Here is a 13,594-nt window from a genome sequence, read left to right as displayed (position 1 = left end):
CTCGACGGGCAGCGGGATGCGGTCAGGTCGAGCGCGTGACCGGTTCGCGGCCCGGCTCGACCCCCAAGAGGATGATGCTCACGGCGCGCCGTAGGCGGCCAGGAACACCCTGACGCCCCGCTCGGCATGTTGGCGCAACGCTTCGGGTGACGGGATTGCTTCGTCGCCCAAAAGCATCGCCCGGTTGATCGGCTCGGCCATCACCAGCCAGTTGAAATGCGAGGCGGCGGCCATCGGGTCGTCGAGGACGAGCAGATCGCGCGCAGCCAGCCGCTCGAAGGCGGCGGCCAGCATCGTCATGGCGCGCAAGGGTCCGCGCTCGTAGAGCACCCTGGCGAGGTCCGGAAAGCGCGGCACCTCGGCGATCACCAGCCGGCGCAATTGCATCAGCCGCGGCGTCATGACGACGGTGAGTTGGCGCCAGGCATAGTCGACGAGATAGCGCCTGAGCGCCTCGACACCCTCGACATGTGGCATCTCGGCGTGAACGGCGTCGCCCGCCCTTCCGGTCATGCTTGTCACGATTTCGACAAACAGCGCCTCCTTGCTGGAAAAGTGCTTGTAGACGGTCTGCTTCGACACGCCGGAAAGGGTGGCGATCTCGTCCATATTGGCGCCGAGATAGCCGTTCCTCAAGAAGGCCTCGGTGGCCGCTTCAAGGATCGCCTTGTGCTTGCGCGCCGAACGGCCCGTTTCCGCTTCCCCGGCCTGATTGTCGTCGGTTTCCATCGGCCTCATCCAGCCCGCATGTCCCTGGCCCGCATTCGCTTCAAACGGAAACGTTGAAGCAAAGATATGCACGCCATATCACTATGTTGGAGCACGTGCCTTTCGCTCAAACGATCCCGAATGAGCGGCACATGCTCTCGTTTCGAATGCCTGTTGACACTCTAGTACTGGACCGTCTAGTTTTTCGCAAGCTTGGAACTGGACCGTCCAGTTCTGCCCTAGATCGCCATTCCATTCCGGGAGACCGCCATGCACATCCAGTTCGCCGAACTGCCCGTCTTCGACCAGGACCGCGCCAAGGCCTTTTATGCCGAACATCTGGGCTGCGAGGTCGCCTCGGATGCCCCCATGGGCGCCGATGGATGGCGCTGGGTCGAGATGCGCCTTGCCGGCGCCCGGACCAACCTGCATTTCGTCCGCCGCGATGACGACAAACCGTCGGCCGGCCCGGTGCTGGTTCTGGTCGACGACGATGTCGCCGGCACGGTCGAGCGCCTGCGCGCGGAAGGCGTGGAGATCGTCACCGAGCCGCAGGACGCGCCGTGGCAACCGGGCCGGACCTTCGCCGAGTTCCGCGACAGCGAAGGCAATCGCATGGTGCTCGGCAGCGCCTGACGCCGTGCCGAAATCGGCCGCTTTCCTTCCCGCTGCCGTCAACAGCCGAAAAGACCAGGTTGACGGATCATGCTGCAGCGCCAACATGGGATTGCCGCTGGATGGCTGGATGGAAGGAAGCGACCGATGAAGACACGCAAACTCGGCCCTGAACTCACCGTATCGGCCGTCGGGCTCGGCTGCATGGGCATGAGCCACGCCTATGGCGGACAGGATGAGCAGGATTCCATCCGCACCATCCATCGCGCCGTCGAGCTCGGTGTCAGCTTCTTCGACACGGCCGAAGTCTACGGGCCGTTCGAAAACGAAAAACTGGTCGGTAAGGCGCTGAAGCCCTATCGCGACAAGGTGGTCATCGCCACCAAGTTCGGCTTCCGCATCGACACGAGCAAGTCGGGCGCCGCGGCCATGGCGGGCGTCGACAGCCGGCCAGCCCATGTCCGCGAAGTCGCCGAGGCGTCGCTGAAGCGGCTCGGGGTCGAGGCAATCGATCTCTTCTACCAGCACCGCGTCGACCCCGACGTGCCGATCGAGGATACCATCGGCGCCATGGCGGAGCTGGTGAAGGAAGGCAAGGTGCGCGCGCTCGGCCTTTCCGAGGCGGGTGCGGCGATCATCCGCCGGGCCCATGCGGTCCATCCGATCTCCGCCCTGCAGAGCGAATATTCGCTGTGGACGCGCGATCCGGAGGGCGAGGTTCTCGACACCTGCCGCGAGCTCGGCATCGGCTTCGTGCCGTTCAGCCCGCTCGGCCGCGGCTTCCTGACGGGCAAGATCCAGAAGCCCGACGATTTCGGCGATACCGATTTCCGCCGCACATTGCCGCGTTTCAGCGCAGAGAACATGGCGGCCAACGCCGCGCTGGTGAAGATGCTGGAAGAGATGGCCGAGGCCAAGGGCGTGACGACCGCGCAGCTGGCGCTCGCCTGGGTCGTCAACCAGGCGGACTTCATCGTGCCGATTCCCGGCGCCCGCAAGATCGCCCATCTGGAACAGAACGTCGCTGCGGCCGACATCGTGCTTTCAGCGGACGAACTTGCGACGCTTGCAGACATGCTGGCGCCGGAAAAATTCGCCGGCGATCGCTATGGCAAGGCCGCAATGTCGCTGACGAACCGGTAGGTCGTTGCTCCTCGTTCAAGCGAACCACCGGCCCTCGTCCTTCGACAGGCTCAGGATGAGGGCTGCCTTCGACCCGCCGGCGTCCTGCGAAAAACCGTCATCACAGTCATCGCAAGGATCAGAGACACATGTCGACTTCAGAATTGATGACGGCGCTGCACATACCGGCGCTCGCCGCGTCTCGGCGTTGATGACGCAGCGCAGGCGAGACTAAAACAGCCGCCCGCCGTTCGGCACGTCCTTGTCGATGGCGGCGAGAACGATCGCGCCGTCCGCGTCCGGAAAGCCGAGCGTCAGGACCTCCGACATGAACTTGCCGATCTGGCGCGGCGGAAAGTTGACCACCGCCATCACCTGCCTTCCGACCAGTTCCTCCGGCGTGTAGTGGTTGGTGATCTGGGCGGACGACTTCTTCACGCCGATCGTCGCGCCGAAATCGATCCTCAGCTTGATCGCCGGCTTGCGCGCCTCGGGAAAGGGCTCCGCCTCGACGATGGTGCCGGCGCGGATATCGACCTTCTCGAAATCGGCGAAGCCGATCTCCGGGCTGCGGGCGTTGTCGCTCGTCATGTCAAATCCCGTTCTGCGATGGCCTTGTCAGGCCGTTCCGTAGGTCTCGAAGAGCACGCTCGACAGCGCCTGGCGGGCCGAAACGCCAGACCAGATGACGAACTGGAAGGCCTGGAAATAGCACTCGCAGGCCTCCAGCGCGCTGTGCAGCAAGACCTCGACCTGCTGGCTCGTCGGCTCCACGCCGCCCGACAGGAGCAGCGCCTGGCGGAACATGATGGCGCCTTCCTGCTCCCACAGGTCGAAATGGCCGAACAGCATCTGCTCGTTGATCAGCGCCAAAAGCCGCATGATCTCCAGCGTCCGGTTGTCCGGCACCTTGATGTCGAAGGCGCAGGCCAGATGGAGGGCCTCGAAATCCTCCATCCATGAAAAGGAGACGTGATAGTCGGTCCAGTTGCCGGCCACCGAGATCGAGATCTCGTCGTCGCCGGCGCGCTCGAACGCCCACTCGTTTGCGTTGGCGACCTGTTCAATCACATCCACCGGATGCGCCTCGCGTGACAGGTCTATTTCCAGAAGGCTCATGATTGCTTCCTGTTGTTGTGGGAGCACCACCGCGCGCTCCGCCGGGAAACGCAGACGCGACATGCAAGACTGAGGGCCGTAACGGGAACTCTCCTGCCGGACGCCCTGCCCCGGCGCATGACCGCTTCGAATCATGCAGTAAATTCAGTCTATTGATGGAGAGTCACAGGTCCAATTCTTTTTTAACCTTACGGCCGGCCCACATGTGGATAGCGCTTTAGCCGGCTTTCCACGCCGTCGGTTAAGGGACTCTGTAAACTGGCTTTTTCGCGGCGGCGGGCTTGTGGAAACGCCACCCGGCTATTTCTTCGCCGGACGCTTCGTCCGCGCCGCGGCGGCCGGCTTGGCCGCCCCCGGCGCTTCCATTGCCGCGATTCGTGCCTCGAGCGCATCGATTCGCTCGGCGAGCTTTTCGTTCTCGCTGCGCGCCTTGGCGGCCATGTCGCGCATGGCCTCGAACTCTTCGCGCTGAACCACGTCCATGGAATTGAGAACCCGTTCGGCCTGAGCGCGGAAGGCCGTTTCCGCCTCGCGGCGCACGCCCTGCGCGGCGCCTGCGGCATCGGTGAGAAGCTTTGCGAACTCGTCGAGGATGCGGTTGGGTCCGTTGGTCGTCATTGGCGCAAATCCCATTCTTGCTCCGAGGTAAGGGGCCGGGGCCTCATTTGCAAGCCGCAACTTGCCGCAAAGGCGCGGCAATCGCGCTGCTTGACCCCGCCACGCCCCTCCATCATGGTCCGCGCGTCAACACATCCCGCAAGAGGCCGACCTTGTCCGAGATCATGCTGCTGCCGCTCCTGGCACTGCCCTTTCCCCAGATCGACCCGGTCATATTCAGCATCGGACCCCTCGCCGTCCACTGGTATGGGCTGGGCTATGTGGTCGGCATCCTGTTCGGCTGGTGGTATTCCAAGCGCCTTCTGGCGAACCCGCGCCTGTGGCCCAACGGCGAGGCGCCGCTGAAACCCGAAGCGCTCGACGATTTTCTCGTCTGGGCGGCGATCGGCATCGTTCTGGGCGGACGCATCGGCTATATCCTGTTCTACGATTTCGCGCGCTATATCGCCGATCCGCTCTCCATCTTCGCGGTCTGGCAGGGCGGCATGTCGTTTCACGGCGGCCTCATCGGCACCACGCTGGCCATGATCCTGTTCGCCCGTTCGCGCGGCTGCAGCATCTGGAGCCTGTTCGACGTCATCGCCGCCGGCGTTCCGGTCGGCCTCGGCCTGGTCCGGGTGGCGAACTTCATCAATTCCGAGCTCTGGGGCCGGCCGTCGGACGTGCCCTGGGCGTTCGTCTTTCCCAATGGCGGCGCCGAGCCGCGCCATCCGAGCCAGCTCTACGAGGCCGGGCTCGAAGGCATCGTCCTGTTCTTCGTCCTGCGCCTGCTCACGCACTATGCACTGAAGCTGAAGCAGCCCGGCTTCATCGCCGGCGCCTTCGTCACCGGCTACGGCCTGTCGCGCATCGTCGCCGAATTCTTCCGCGAGCCCGACGCCCATATCGGCTACCTGGCCGGCCAGTGGCTGACCATGGGCATGGTGCTGTCGCTGCCCATGGTGCTGATCGGCCTGTGGGCCATGCTGCGCGCACGCAGCGCGGCCGCAGCGTCGGCATGACGGCGCTCGAAAAGCGCATCAAGGCGCTCATCGCCCAGACCGGCCCGATGAGCGTGGCCGATTACATGGCCAGTTGCCTGTTCGATCCGCAGGACGGCTACTACACGACGCGCGAGCCTTTCGGCACGGCCGGCGACTTCACGACGGCGCCGGAGATCAACCAGATGTTCGGCGAACTCGTCGCCGTCTGGATCTATTCGGCCTGGCAGGCCCAGGACCGGCCATTGCCCGTCTCGCTCGTCGAGATCGGTCCCGGCCGCGGCACCTTGATGAAGGACGTGACGCGCACCTTGCGCCGGCTCGACGCCCAGCTTGCCGCACAGGCGCAGTTCATCCTCATCGAGGCGAGCCCGCGGCTGAGAGACGTGCAGGCGCGCACGCTGGCCGACGGCGGGATCGATTTCACCTGGCACGATTCGCTGGAGGCGCTGGTCGAAGCGCCGGCCTTCATCATCGGCAACGAGATCTTCGATGCCCTGCCCGTGCGCCAGTTCGTCAAGGCAAGCGGAGCGTGGCGCGAACGCTGCGTGGGTCCCGGCGACAACGATCAATTGCAGTTCGTGCTCGGTCCGGGAACGATTGACGGGACATTATTGCCCGCGGACGCCGCATTGGCCTCGGACGGTGCAATCTTCGAGCATGCGCCGGCGCGCAACGCCATGATGACGGCGATCTCGGCGCATATCCGCGCCCATGGCGGGGCCGGCCTGTTTTTCGACTACGGTCATCTCGAGCCCGGCCTCGGCGACACGCTGCAGGCGGTGCGCCAACACAAGCCCGAAGGCGTGTTCGACCATCCCGGCCTTGCCGACCTGACGAGCCATGTCGATTTTCGAGCCCTTGCCGAGGCGGCAAAGTGCCAGGGGCTGGAGACCGCCGTCATGAGGCAGGGCGATTTTCTGCTGGCGATGGGGTTGCTTGAGCGGGCCGGCCGGCTCGGCGCGAATGCCGGCGACGACGCCCGCGCGGCGGTCACCTCGGCCGTCGAGCGGCTTGCCGGCCCCGGCGCCATGGGACACTTGTTCAAGGTGCTCTCGGTATTTCCCCCGCACAAGGTTGTGCATCCCTTCGCCGGCGCACATTGACTTGATCTGCCCCCTGCCCCACGATCCGCGCCGCTTCGGCAACGGATGGCAAACAGACATGGCGAATGAACAAGGGCCGGATCCCATTCGGTCGCCCGCGCTCGGGACACTTGCCTCCCAAGGGGTAGCACACGGCTATTTCACCCGCAGGGGCGGCGTATCGGGCGGAATTTATGCCGGCCTCAACATCGGGCTCGGCTCGTCGGACGAGCGCGAAAGTGTGGTGGAAAACCGCCGCAGGGTGGCCGAGACGATGGGCGTCGCGGCACAGAATCTCGCCACCCTCTACCAGATCCATTCCGCCGAAGCCGTGACGATCAGGACGCCGCCGACCGGCGAGCTGCCACGCGCCGACGCGCTGGTGACCGACGTTCCCGGCATCGCGCTCGGTGTCACCACGGCCGATTGCGGGCCGGTGCTTTTCGCCGATGCGAGAGCGCGTGTCATCGGCGCGGCGCATGCCGGCTGGAAGGGTGCGCTCGGCGGCATCCTGGAAGCGACCATCGAGGCCATGGAAAGGGCCGGCGCCCACCGAAGCGACATCGTCGCCGTGCTCGGCCCGTCGATCAGCCAGTCGAACTACGAGGTCGGTCCCGAATTCGTCGAGCGGTTCAGGCTTGCCGACGACGCCAACGACCGTTATTTCGCGCCGTCACGCACGCCCGGTCACGCCATGTTCGATCTCAATCGCTACACGGTCGACCGGCTTGCGGCCGCCGGCGTGCAGGCATCGATGCTTGAGCGCTGCACCTATGGCGAGGAGGAGCTGTTCTACTCCTATCGCCGCGCAACACATCACAACGCGCCGGATTATGGCCGGCAGATATCGGCAATCGCGCTGGAGGATCGCTGATGGCTCTTCATTTCGAACGCACGGAATTCGACGCCCGCCGCGACCGGCTGCTGATCGAGATGGCCGACCGCAAGCTCGACGCCCTGCTCTTGTTCGCGCAGGAAAGCATGTACTGGCTGACCGGCTACGACACGTTCGGGTTCTGCTTCTTCCAGTGCCTGGTGGTCAACGCCGACGGCACCATGGTGCTCTTGACCCGCTCGGCCGACCTGCGCCAGGCGCGCCATACCTCGACCATCGAGAACATCAACCTGTGGACCGACCGCGACGGCGCCAACCCGGCCGCCGACCTGCGCAATCTGCTCAACGATCTGGACCTTCTGGGTTGCCAGATCGGCGTCGAATACGACACGCACGGGCTCACCGCCTATAATGGCCGCCGGCTCGACGAACAGCTCCAGACGTTCGGCAAGATCAGCGACGCCTCCAACATTGTCAGCCGCCTGCGCCTGTTCAAGAGCCCGGCCGAAATCGCCAAGGCGACGAAGGCGGCCGAACTGGCCGACGACGCACTCGATGCCGCCCTGCCGCTGATCAAGCAAGGCGCCGACGAGGGCAAGATCCTGGCGGCCATGCAAGGCGCGATATTTGCCGGCGGCGGCGACTACCCGGCCAACGAATTCATCATCGGTTCCGGCCCCGACGCGCTTTTGTGCCGCTACAAGGCCGGCCGGCGCAAGCTCAACAAGAACGATCAGCTGACCCTCGAATGGGCCGGCGTCTTTCACCACTACCATGCCGCAATGATGCGCACCGTGATCGTCGGCAAACCGACCAAGCGTCATCAGGAGCTCTACGAGGCGGCACATGACGCGCTGGTTGCGGTCGAGGAAGCCATGGTGCCCGGCAAGACCTTCGGCGATGTCTTCGACGCCCATGCCCGCGTGATGGAAGCGCACGGGCTGACGCGCCACCGCCTGAATGCCTGCGGCTATTCGCTGGGTGCCCGCTTCACGCCGTCCTGGATGGACATGCCGATGTTTTTCGGCGGCAATCCCGAGCCGATCGCCCCCGACATGACCCTGTTTGCGCATATGATCATCATGGATTCGGAAACGGAGACAGCCATGACCCTGGGGCGCACCTATTTGACGAGCGAAGCCGGCGCCAAGCCGCTGTCGCGTCATGGTCTGGACCTGATCGTCCGGTGACGATGGTGTTGCAGAGAAACCGTGCCGGGCGGGCAGGAAGGCCGTCGCACATGGCGGTGCTGGCCCGATACGCCGCCCTCCTCCTGCTGGCGCCGGCGCTTGCGGCCTGCAACAGCACCGAATCCGTGCTCGGCACCGTCGACGGCTCGTCCGCGGCGGCGGCCTCCACTCCGGCAACCCAGCTCGGCACGACGTCGGGCAACACGGCGCCGGCGCGCGTCAGCGGCCGCATCCGATTTGCCCCCGTCGTCGGCACGACGGTCGAGGCGGCCACGCCGCTTTCCCGGCGGCTCAAGGACAGCGCGCTCCAGCGCGGCCTTTCCATCGCCAACGGCGATGCTGCGGCCGATTACCTGATGAAGGGCTATTTTTCCGCCTTTTCGGAAGGCAACGGCACGATGGTCATTTTCGTCTGGGACGTGCTGGACCCTTCGGGCAACCGCCTGCACCGCATCCAGGGACAGGAAAAAGTCGCGCGGACGGCCCCGAACGCCTGGGACGCCGTGCCGCAAGAGACCATGGAATCGATCGCCGACGCGACCGTGAACCAGCTCGCAGGCTGGCTTGGATCGCGCAGCGGATAACCGGCACGGAGCGCGCTGCGACACAATATCTTTTGGTATGAAGGGTCGAATCGGGCCGAGCGGACTTGCAATAGTCGGCCAGAACGCTAAAAGCCGCCTCATTCCGCGCTGCTGACTGCCGGGGACATTGCATGAAGCTTTTTGCAGGCAACTCCAATCGGGTGCTGGCCGAGTCCGTCGCCCGATATCTGAACATTTCTCTTGGCAAGGCGAGTGTGCGTCGTTTCGCCGATCAGGAGATTTTCGTCGAGATCCAGGAAAACGTGCGCGGCGAAGACGTCTTCGTGCTGCAGTCGACCTCCTACCCGGCCAACGATCACCTGATGGAAATGCTCATCATGATCGACGCCTTCCGCCGCTCCTCGGCGCGGCGCATCACCGCGGTGATCCCCTATTTCGGCTATGCCCGTCAGGATCGTCGCGCCTCGGGCCGCACGCCGATCTCGGCCAAGCTGGTCGCCAATCTGATCACCCAGGCCGGCGCCGACCGCGTGCTGACCCTCGACCTGCATGCCGGCCAGATCCAGGGCTTCTTCGACATTCCGACCGACAATCTCTTCGCCGTCCCGGTGCTCTCGCGCGACGTCAAGGCGCATTACCAGCTGTCCAACGTCATGGTGGTTTCGCCCGACGTCGGCGGCGTCGTGCGCGCCCGCGCGCTCGCCAAGCGACTCGATACGCTGCTGGCCATCGTCGACAAGCGGCGCGAGCGGCCGGGCGAATCGGAGGTCATGAACATTATCGGCGACGTGCGCGGCAAGGATTGCCTGCTGATCGACGACATCGTCGATTCTGGCGGCACGCTGTGCAACGCGGCCGAAGCTCTTCTGGCCAATGGCGCAACAAGCGTGACCGCCTATATCACGCACGGCGTCCTTTCGGGCGGTGCGGTGGCGCGCATTACCGGCTCCAAGCTCAAGGAGCTCGTCACAACCGACTCCATCCAGCCGACCTCGGCCGTCGAAGCCGCGCCCAATATCCGCGTCGTCACGATCGCCGACCTGATCGGCGAGGCCATTTCGCGCACCGCGACCGAAGAATCCGTCTCCAGCCTCTTCGACTGATCAGGCCGCGAAGCGGACCAGCATTCCGGCGGCCACCGCGACGGCCAGCACCGCGATCAGGTTCGCCTGGTAGCGCATCAGTGCGATTGCCGCGCCTGAAGCGATCGCGGCGGCAAGCAGGTCGAAGCTTGCAGGCTCGGGCGCAGGCAACGCGAAGGGCCCGTATTGCCACGTCCCGACACGCCCGAACAGCACGTGGATGCCGAACCAAACGGCGAGATTGGCAATGACACCAACGACGGCCGCCGTGACCGCCGAGAGAGCCTTCGCCAGCCAGCGGACATGGCGAACCGTCTCGACATAGGGCGCGCCGGCGAAGATCCACAAGAAGCAGGGAACGAAGGTGAACCACAAGGTCACCGCAGCACCGGCCAGCCCGCCGGCGAGCGGGTCCAGTCCCGCCGCGCGGCCTCCGCCCAGAAATCCGACAAAGACGAGAACCAGGATCAGCGGGCCGGGCGTCGTCTCTGCAAGGCCGAGACCCGTGAGCATCTCGCCGGGAGCAAGCCAGCCATGGATCTCGACCGCCTGCTGCGCCACATAAGCCAGCACGGCGTAGGCGCCACCAAAGGTGACCGCCGCCATCTTGGAGAAGAATGCGGCCTCCCGGGCCAGGACGTGATCGGAGCCCAATACCGCGAACAACGCTGCAAGCGGCACGAACCAGACCATCAGCCAGACCCCGCTTGTACGCATGAACCGGGCCAGACCCGGCCGCGCCCATGCGGGCATCCCGGCATCGACAATTGCGTCGCCCCCGGCCTGGTCGGTGCCGCTGTCCGCGCTCATTCCGTGCGCCAGGACGCCGATCAGTGCGGCGGCGAGGATGATTGCGGGAAAGGGAATGTTCAATAGCGCGATGCCGACGAATGCGGCGACGGCAAGCACGACGGCGAGGCTGCCTTTCAGCGCTCGCTTCGACACTTTTACGAGCGCCTCGAGGACGATTGCCAGCACCGCCGCCTTGAGGCCGAGAAGCAACCCCTGCACCACCGGCACGTCGCCCACGAGAACGTAGACTGCCGACAGGATGACGATCACCACCGCCCCCGGCAGGACGAACAACAGACCGGCAATCAGCCCGCCGCGAACACCGTGGAGGAGCCAGCCTGCATAGGTCGCCAATTGCATCGCCTCCGGCCCCGGCAAAAGCATGCAGTAGTTGAGTGCGTGCAGGAAGCGCGGCTCGTCGAGCCAGCGCTTCTCCTCGACGAGGATACGGTGCATCAGCGCGATCTGGCCGGCCGGCCCGCCGAAGGACAAGAGTCCGATGCGCGCGAATGCGGCCGTCGCCTCGGCGAGGCCCGGCACGTTCCGGCCATTGACTGCCTCCCGGGTCATTGCGACGGCTTCCTGGGCCAGTTGTGCGTCTCCTCCCTTGCGTGCCGGCACCATCCGTAAAAGGCGTCAAAGATCACCATCCCCTTTTCGAGCTGGTGCAGATCGTCGTCTTCGGTGGCCGATAGGCCCAGCGCGGCGGCTAGCATGCCTGCCGCCTGCGGCTCGAGATCGAGCCGCGCCGTATCGGCGCCGCGCACGATGCTTGCCAGATGACCGAGTGCGCTGTCGGCAAGGCCGAACTCCTCGATCATCGTATCGAAACTGCAGCGCTCTCCGCGATGCGTGTAAAAGACGTCCGCCACATCAAAAGGAACCGCATCCATCTCATCGGCGACATCGCGAACCCATTCGGGGGCGACGAAATGGAAAATGGCGAACGGATCGACGAAACGCCGGATGAGCCACGGACAGGCAATGCGGTCGATCTTCGGCCGTTCCCGGGTCACCCAGACGCTCGGCGGGCCGGCGGGATCGACGCCCTGAATGTCGATTGCAATGGTAACGCCGTCCGCGGCCACATAAGCGTCCATGCCGCCATCGATCAGGGCGACGTCGACGCCTCGCGCCGCTAGCTCGGCGGCGGCGATTTCGCTGACATTTTCTCCATGCACGCAATAGACGACGATCGGCCGTCCGGCCGGCAGGTCCGGCAACCATTCGGCGACACGCATGTGATCCCTCCGGATCGAGCCGGCAATCCGCTGCCCGCTTTCGCGGTAAGCGGGCTCACGGCGCACATCGACGACCAGCGGCCAGTGGCCGCCACCGGTCAGGGCAACAAGGTCATGGGATGATATTCTTCGGGGCATGGGAATCCTCCGCGCAAATATGCGAAGGCGGAACTTGGGCCGTAGCCTATTCCGGGGAGTTCAGCCATGCCCCCGTAGCCGCGAATTATAACCCATTGCGGGCCGGTCTTCAATTCGCTCGGCGCTCGTCACGACGTAAAGGCGTCGCGGATCGCCTCGACCATGCCGTCGACCGCATCGCTGGTGGATTTCGGGTTGCGGTAGAGCACGACGCGCGAGGTGTCGATGTCGCCGAAGCCGTCTGCAGCTCCCAGTTCGCGGCATCCCGGCGGGATGTTGCTGCGCGAGATCGGCGCAATGGCGAGGCCTGAGGCGACGGCCATCTTCAATCCGCCGCTGGTGTCGCTGCGATAGGCGACGCGGTAGTCGATCTTTCGCTCCGCGAGCGATTTCATCGCGAAATCGGTGCACCAACCGGGACGGTTGTAGAGCGCGATCGGCAGCGGGCTCTCCATATGCTGGTTGTGTTCGTCCGAGGTCACCCAGACCGTCGGATCGATCATGAGCGTCTCGCCGCCCGGCACGTCCTGCCATTCGAACACCACGGCAAGATCGAGTTGGCCGGCATGGAGCGCGTTCATGTTGCGCGCCGACGAGCCGTAATTGGCCGATATCTCCACCTGGGGATGGCGCTTGGCGAAGGCTCCCAGGGCGTGCGACAGGATCGTGTAGCCATATTCCTCGGGAATGCCTATACGCACCTCCCCCACCAGGCTCGGCGTGCGAAATGCCGCTGTCGCCTCATCCAAAAGCGACACGATGCGTCGCGCATTGGGCAGAAACTGCTCGCCCTTCCGTGTCAATGCGACGCCACGTGAACCACGCTCGAACAGCGCCTCTCCGACTGTATCCTCAAGCCGTTTCACCTGCATGCTGATGGCCGATTGTGTGCGGCCGACCACCTCGGCGGCATGCGTGAAGTTGCCGGATTCGGCAACGGCCACGAAGGTGCGCAAGAGATCGCTGTCGAGTTGGATGGCTCCGTCTCCCATCAATGTGCGTGATGACAGACATCATAGCAATTCGTTTGAAACATGTCGAACCCAGCATTATCTCTCATCCACAACATGCAACCGAGGTGACCTGCCATGGCCTTCGCATTTGACTGGCCGACCACGACCGCTTGGTTCGGCAACCGCTCCAAAACGAAAGCGGACAATTCCCGCACTCCCGTCGCGACGCCGCTTCGCGACATTCTGTCCAAGCATGACGATCGTCTTCTGCGCGACATCGGGCTGGAGCGCAGAGAGGCCCTCGGCGTCGAGGGCATGACGCTGGAAATGCTGGCCAAGCAAAGGGCGATCTGGCGGCTCTGATCGCCAGCAGCGCGTCCTGCCTGCAAACGCGGGCCAGCAATCCAGGTCAAGAACAACAGTTCCTCACTCCCGCCGGTCATCGACCGGCGGGCTTTTTTTGCTCCAGCTTGCGCTTTGAACCGTACTTCGCTATAGAGCCGCCACCTGCGTAGACACCCTTGGAGGCAACGTGGGCGGAAGCGGCGCGGAGCCGCTTTCTACGTTTTCG

General features: G+C 64.6%; 16 protein-coding genes. 9 read left to right on the top strand and 7 right to left on the bottom strand.

Annotated elements, in window-relative coordinates; translation table 11 throughout:
• Positions 1–78: 78 nt before the first annotated feature.
• Positions 79–738 carry a TetR/AcrR family transcriptional regulator gene (locus GM909_RS14190; protein WP_157017045.1) on the bottom strand — a complete coding sequence of 220 codons (660 nt, stop codon included), beginning with the start codon at positions 736–738 and terminating at the stop codon, positions 79–81.
• A gap of 240 nt (positions 739–978) precedes the next feature.
• Between GM909_RS14190 and GM909_RS14185 the strand changes: the two genes are divergently transcribed.
• Both GM909_RS14185 and GM909_RS14180 read left to right on the top strand, forming a co-directional pair.
• Entirely contained in the window at positions 979–1,344 is a 366-nt protein-coding gene (locus GM909_RS14185) for a VOC family protein (RefSeq protein WP_157017044.1), read from the top strand.
• A gap of 126 nt (positions 1,345–1,470) precedes the next feature.
• Positions 1,471–2,466, top strand: coding sequence for an aldo/keto reductase (locus GM909_RS14180; RefSeq protein ID WP_157017043.1), 996 nt, complete (start codon positions 1,471–1,473; stop codon positions 2,464–2,466).
• Between the two features lie 210 nt (positions 2,467–2,676).
• Here the strand turns inward: GM909_RS14180 and GM909_RS14175 are convergent, their stop codons facing one another.
• From GM909_RS14175 to GM909_RS14165, 3 genes are all read right to left on the bottom strand, one after another.
• Positions 2,677–3,036: a tRNA-binding protein gene (locus GM909_RS14175; protein ID WP_157017042.1), complete on the bottom strand. Its 360-nt coding sequence runs from the start codon at positions 3,034–3,036 to the stop codon at positions 2,677–2,679.
• A gap of 27 nt (positions 3,037–3,063) precedes the next feature.
• The gene (locus GM909_RS14170; RefSeq protein ID WP_157017041.1) at positions 3,064–3,564 is read right to left on the bottom strand and encodes a type III secretion system chaperone family protein; all 501 of its coding nucleotides are present in this window, start codon (positions 3,562–3,564) and stop codon (positions 3,064–3,066) included.
• Positions 3,565–3,864: 300 nt separating this feature from the next.
• Positions 3,865–4,182: an accessory factor UbiK family protein gene (locus tag GM909_RS14165; protein WP_157017040.1), complete on the bottom strand. Its 318-nt coding sequence runs from the start codon at positions 4,180–4,182 to the stop codon at positions 3,865–3,867.
• Positions 4,183–4,346: 164 nt separating this feature from the next.
• On the opposite strand from GM909_RS14165, the gene lgt reads away from it, so the two are divergent.
• From lgt to GM909_RS14135, 6 genes are all read left to right on the top strand, one after another.
• Positions 4,347–5,183 (top strand): prolipoprotein diacylglyceryl transferase, encoded by an 837-nt coding sequence (gene lgt, locus GM909_RS14160; RefSeq protein WP_157017079.1) that lies wholly within the window; start codon positions 4,347–4,349, stop codon positions 5,181–5,183.
• Entirely contained in the window at positions 5,180–6,268 is a 1,089-nt protein-coding gene (locus GM909_RS14155; protein WP_157017039.1) for a class I SAM-dependent methyltransferase, read from the top strand. Before lgt ends, GM909_RS14155 begins: the two co-directional genes overlap by 4 nt.
• Before the next feature lie 58 nt (positions 6,269–6,326).
• Positions 6,327–7,121: a peptidoglycan editing factor PgeF gene (gene pgeF / locus GM909_RS14150; protein WP_157017038.1), complete on the top strand. Its 795-nt coding sequence runs from the start codon at positions 6,327–6,329 to the stop codon at positions 7,119–7,121.
• On the top strand, positions 7,121–8,272 hold the full coding sequence (locus tag GM909_RS14145) for a M24 family metallopeptidase (protein WP_157017037.1): 1,152 nt from the start codon (positions 7,121–7,123) through the stop codon (positions 8,270–8,272). Before pgeF ends, GM909_RS14145 begins: the two co-directional genes overlap by 1 nt.
• A 50-nt stretch (positions 8,273–8,322) precedes the next feature.
• The gene (locus tag GM909_RS14140) at positions 8,323–8,856 is read left to right on the top strand and encodes a hypothetical protein (RefSeq protein WP_157017036.1); all 534 of its coding nucleotides are present in this window, start codon (positions 8,323–8,325) and stop codon (positions 8,854–8,856) included.
• Between the two features lie 131 nt (positions 8,857–8,987).
• Complete coding sequence (locus GM909_RS14135; RefSeq protein ID WP_157017035.1) at positions 8,988–9,920, top strand: ribose-phosphate pyrophosphokinase; 933 nt, start codon at positions 8,988–8,990, stop codon at positions 9,918–9,920.
• On the opposite strand, the gene chrA is transcribed toward GM909_RS14135, so the two are convergent.
• The 3 genes from chrA to GM909_RS14120 form a co-directional block, all read right to left on the bottom strand.
• Positions 9,921–11,261, bottom strand: coding sequence for a chromate efflux transporter (gene chrA / locus GM909_RS14130; protein WP_157017034.1), 1,341 nt, complete (start codon positions 11,259–11,261; stop codon positions 9,921–9,923).
• On the bottom strand, positions 11,258–12,076 hold the full coding sequence (locus GM909_RS14125; protein WP_407941299.1) for a chromate resistance protein ChrB domain-containing protein: 819 nt from the start codon (positions 12,074–12,076) through the stop codon (positions 11,258–11,260). Before GM909_RS14125 ends, chrA begins: the two co-directional genes overlap by 4 nt.
• A 122-nt stretch (positions 12,077–12,198) precedes the next feature.
• Positions 12,199–13,062, bottom strand: coding sequence for a LysR family transcriptional regulator (locus GM909_RS14120; protein ID WP_157017032.1), 864 nt, complete (start codon positions 13,060–13,062; stop codon positions 12,199–12,201).
• A 96-nt stretch (positions 13,063–13,158) separates the two neighbouring features.
• On the opposite strand from GM909_RS14120, the gene GM909_RS14115 reads away from it, so the two are divergent.
• On the top strand, positions 13,159–13,386 hold the full coding sequence (locus GM909_RS14115; RefSeq protein WP_157017031.1) for a DUF1127 domain-containing protein: 228 nt from the start codon (positions 13,159–13,161) through the stop codon (positions 13,384–13,386).
• Positions 13,387–13,594: the final 208 nt, after the last annotated feature.

The organism is Mesorhizobium xinjiangense, from assembly GCF_009749525.1.
Classification (GTDB): domain Bacteria; phylum Pseudomonadota; class Alphaproteobacteria; order Rhizobiales; family Rhizobiaceae; genus Mangrovimarina; species Mangrovimarina xinjiangensis.
This window is presented reverse-complemented; position numbering and strand designations above follow the sequence as displayed.